Raw genomic sequence first — 4,388 nt, 5'->3', positions numbered from 1 at the left:
CGGATCGTGTTCCGGTATATATTTACGTAAGGTGGTTTCATCTACCATACGTTCTCGTTCGATGATGGAGATTTGTTCCGTTACGTTTTTCAGTTGCCGGATATTTCCCGGCCAACGGAAGTCCTGAAGGATTTTAACGGCTTCTTCCGTTAACCGGACTGCCGGCATCCGGTATTTTTCGGCAAAATCGGCGGCAAATTTCCTGAATAACAAAGGAATATCTTCTTTACGTTCGCGTAAAGGAGGGATCGTGATCGGAATAGCATTCAGACGATAATACAGGTCCTCCCGGAATTTTCCGTTTTTTACCGCTTGCGGGATATCGAGGTTGGTGGCTGCGATAACCCGGACGTTGGTTTTCTGTACTTTCGAGGAGCCTACCCGGATAAATTCTCCCGTTTCCAATACCCTTAATAGACGGGCTTGCGTCGGTAAAGGCAGTTCTCCTACTTCATCCAAAAAAATGGTTCCGCCGTCCGTTACTTCGAAATATCCTTTCCGGTCGGATACGGCTCCGGTAAAAGCCCCTTTCTCATGACCGAAAAGCTCGGAGTCGATCGTTCCTTCAGGAATCGCACCGCAGTTTACCGCTATATACTGAGCGTGTTTACGGGTACTGTAGGCATGGATGATACGGGGAAAAATCTCTTTCCCGACTCCGCTCTCTCCGGTTATCAATACGGACAAATCTGTCGGGGCTACTTGGGTAGCAATATCGATGGCCCGATTTAAACCCGGATTGTTTCCGATGATTTCAAATCGTTGTTTGATCGCTTGTATATCTTCCATATTCAGCTATCTTGTTCATATTTTCTTCCGGACCTGTAAAAGTTACAGGTACTCTGACAAAATTACATTAAAAAGCCCGAATCAGGAAACATTTATTCATTTTTACTCTTTCAAATAAATCGATTATTTTAATTTCTCTTTTGATTTTTTCTAACCGGCCGCATCAGTCGCCTATCGTTTTTGGGAGACTGGGTTTTGTAAAAAAAAGAGACAACAACTCTTAATAAAATGTTAGAGGACTATCGTGAATATCACAAATATAGGTTAAGATGGAAGAAATTAGACCTTAATTGAATCCCATTTTGTAAATTGCATCATCATTTACCAAAACTATTTAAATCATATTATGAAAAAATTAATTCCTTTGATGATGTGTTTGGTGCTAAGCGTAATGGCTTTTGCGCAAACGGGAGTGGATTTCCAGCATCTGACATTTGATGAAGCATTAGCTAAAGCTAAAGCAGAAAAGAAACTGGTTTTCGTTGATTGTTACACAACTTGGTGTGGTCCATGTAAGATGATGACAACAAAGATTTTCCCGATGAAAGAAGCCGGAGAATTTTTTAATCCTCGTTTTGTCTGTGTGAAATTCGATATGGAACAGGGAGAAGGGAAAGAACTGAAAAATAAATTAGGTGTGCGGGCTTATCCTTCTTTCTTTATTATCCGTCCGGACGGAACAGTACAACATGCTGTCGTCGGTGGAGGTGAACTGGAACCTTTTATCGAAAGAGTAAAGAAAGGGTTGAATGAAAAGACTTCCTTGCTGTATCTGAATCAACAGTACGAAAAAGGAAAAATGAATAAAAAGCAATTATTGGCTTATAAGGTCGCTTTAGATGATGCTTACGATCAGAAAAAAGCAGAGCAGGTAAAAAAAGAATTACTGTCTCAGGTCACCGAGAAAGATAAATTGAAAAAAGAATTCTGGCCCTTGTTTGAAGACGGTACTTGTACGGTTGGAACTCCCGATTTTAATTTGATATTGGCCAATATTCCGACTTTTGAAAAAAATATAGGGAAAGAAAAATTGGATGAATTTTTATTCTCTGCTTATAGCCGGGCTTTGTCTCCACACCTTTATGGAAATAAAGAAAGACAAACCGTATCTTTGGATGAACTGAAACAACAGATCGGTAAATTGGATCTTCAGAAAAAGAACGATTTGTTGTCTTTATGTGATATCGCCGGATTGGTGGCTCAGGGAGATGTGAATCAGTTGGTATCTAAAGTGGAAGAAAACGCTGCTACATTGACCGGAAACGATTTATCGTCTATGCTGATGGCTTTCGGAGCTATGCGGGATAAAGCGACTAAGGCAGATTATAACCGTATGGTTGCTGCCGCTGAAAAAATGATGGCTAACCCGGCTAATAGCGAAATGAAAAATTACCTGGAATATTATGTGGAATCCTGGAAGAATTTAGCTCATGTAGGGGTTAATTTCCAGGACCTGACTTTTGAACAGGCAGTAGAAAAGGCTGCTAAGATGCGTAAACAGATTTTTGTCGACTGTTATACTTCCTGGTGTGGGCCTTGTAAATATATGAGTAACACTGTTTTCCCACAGGAGAAAATGGGAGATTATATGAATCCGAAATTCATTTGTGTTAAATATGATATGGAAAAAGGAGAAGGACCTGAATTAGCTAAAAAATTCGGTGTTCGCGCTTATCCTACTTTTGTCATTTTGAATACGGATGGAACCGTGCGTCATAAATTTGTCGGCGGTGGTGAACCGGACCGGTTTATCGAACGGGTAAAGGATGCTTTCGACGATAATAAAGCAACCGGTGTACTGGATGCAAAATATGCAGAAGGAGCCCGGGATAAGGAATTCCTGGCTAAATATGTGGAAAGTTTGATTTCTATGTATTCTCCGGATGCTTCGAAAGTAGCTGCAGAATTGTATGGACAACTCACCGATGAAGAGAAAGTATCGGCTGATTATTGGTTTATTTTCAATAATCCTGATTTAGCTCCGGCAGGCTCTGAAGCTTATGAATATTTGTTGGCAAACCGGGAGAAGTTTGCACAAAATAATACGGAAGAAGCTGTCGATAAACGACTGTCCAGCGGGTATCAACGTAAATTGATGATGATTTTCTACGGACGGGATAAATCGACAACAGCTGCCGACCTGGATCAGATGAAGAAAGAGATTGTCGGTCTGAAATTGAAAAATGAAAAATCATTGGTAGGGCAGATCAATATCGCTAAAGCACTCTTAGCCAATAATCCGAATCAGCTGCTTACAGTCTGTGAAAAAGAAGTGAACAACCTTTCTCCGGAAGAATTCCCATTCTCGATAATTGCCGGAGCAAAAGAAAAAGCTACTCCTCTGCAGATCAACCGTTGGAAAAAGATCGGTCAGAAACTGGTAGCCAAATGTGAGGATAAAGACATGGCAAAGCAAATGGAACAATATATCGAATCTATGTTTGCTAAAAAGTAGGTAAATAGTTCTGTCCGAAATAGAAGCGAAGCTGTGTGAATCGAGCATTCACACAGCTTTTCTTTTGAATTTTTAGAATTAACTATGAACTCCTTGCTTTCTAATCCTCTAAAAAGCATTATTTTTGTTTTTCATTGGCAGCTTAGGATGAAAACAAAAGAGGAAATATTCATAGAACAAATTAATCTGAAAAGGCGGGAAGCCTATCACGAATTATTTCGGAGATTTTATCGGTCTCTGGTGATATTTGCTCTGAAATATATTGACGAACAAGGAGAAGCCGAAGATATCGTACAGGAATTATTTGTCTCTGTATGGGAAAAAGAAGAGAAATTTATGTCTTATGCCAGTTTTCGGGTGTTTCTCTATAATGCTGTGCGTAATACTTGCCTGAATCGGATAAAGCATAAAAAAGTCGAGGAAAAATATGCCGCTTACAGACAGTTGCATCCTGAGAATCCGGAACTGGACGATTATGATATCATGGAAGAAGAGATCTATCGATGGCTTTTCAAGACGATAGACGAGTTACCACCCCGTTGTAAAGAAATATTTTTACTGCATTTGGATGGAAAGAAAAATGAAGAAATAGCCGCCCAGTTAAAAATAACTTTGCTCACAGTCAAAACACAGAAAAAAAAAGCGCTTCGATATATTCGTGAAAAAATGCAAGATTTTGGCTTGTTGTATATTTTGTTGATCTAGAGAATGTTGGTTGTAAAAAATCCTATTCCTGTTTTTTAACATTCATTTTTAACTTTTTTGCGTACCCCTTTTGGCATCTCTTGTTGTCTTTATGTAAAAGAAGTGAAAAATGTCTGAAGTGAACGATCCTATTATTCAGTTGATTGAAGAGTACTTATCCGGGGAGATGGAAGATGTCCGGAGAGAGGAATTGACGGCTTGGCTGGATAAAAAGGAAGAAAACCGGCTTTTTTTCGAGCGGTTGATACAAGATGATACATGGGAACAACGGTGGAGACAATGGGAAAAGATCGATACCGAAGCTGCTATCCGGCGTTTTGATCGGTGTACCCGATTGGACCATGGAAAAAGAGCATATAAACGGTGGGTTGCCGCGGTCGCTGTGGCTGCATTGTTATTATTGGCCATCGGTTTTTCACTTCGGCAGTTGATGAACCGT

The 4,388-nt window shown here is 40.0% G+C and carries 4 protein-coding genes; 3 read left to right on the top strand and 1 reads right to left on the bottom strand.

What is annotated here, in order from left to right; translation table 11 throughout:
* Positions 1-789: sigma-54 interaction domain-containing protein (locus WS34_RS14180; protein WP_046405637.1), on the bottom strand; the 789-nt coding region annotated here is incomplete at its 3' end.
* Between the two features lie 346 nt (positions 790-1,135).
* On the opposite strand from WS34_RS14180, the gene WS34_RS14175 reads away from it, so the two are divergent.
* The 3 genes from WS34_RS14175 to WS34_RS14165 all read left to right on the top strand — a co-directional run.
* Positions 1,136-3,244 (top strand): thioredoxin family protein, encoded by a 2,109-nt coding sequence (locus WS34_RS14175; protein WP_229041856.1) that lies wholly within the window; start codon positions 1,136-1,138, stop codon positions 3,242-3,244.
* 147 nt (positions 3,245-3,391) lie between these two features.
* The gene (locus WS34_RS14170) at positions 3,392-3,949 is read left to right on the top strand and encodes an RNA polymerase sigma-70 factor (protein WP_046402849.1); all 558 of its coding nucleotides are present in this window, start codon (positions 3,392-3,394) and stop codon (positions 3,947-3,949) included.
* 109 nt (positions 3,950-4,058) lie between these two features.
* A partial coding sequence (locus tag WS34_RS14165) for a hypothetical protein (protein ID WP_046405635.1) occupies positions 4,059-4,388 on the top strand: 330 nt, incomplete at its 3' end.

The sequence above is a fragment of the Odoribacter sp. N15.MGS-14 genome (genome assembly GCF_000980245.1).
Classification (GTDB): Bacteria; Bacteroidota; Bacteroidia; order Bacteroidales; family Marinifilaceae; genus Odoribacter; species Odoribacter splanchnicus.
Note: the sequence above shows the minus strand (reverse complement) of the source record. Positions and strands in the feature narration are given on the sequence as shown.

What these genes read in the sequence shown, in the direction of transcription:
- WS34_RS14175 (WP_229041856.1), top strand. Translation starts at nt 1,136, where the DNA reads ATGAAAAAATTAATTCCTTTGATGATGTGTTTGGTGCTAAGCGTAATG.
- WS34_RS14170 (WP_046402849.1), top strand. Translation starts at nt 3,392, where the DNA reads ATGAAAACAAAAGAGGAAATATTCATAGAACAAATTAATCTGAAAAGG.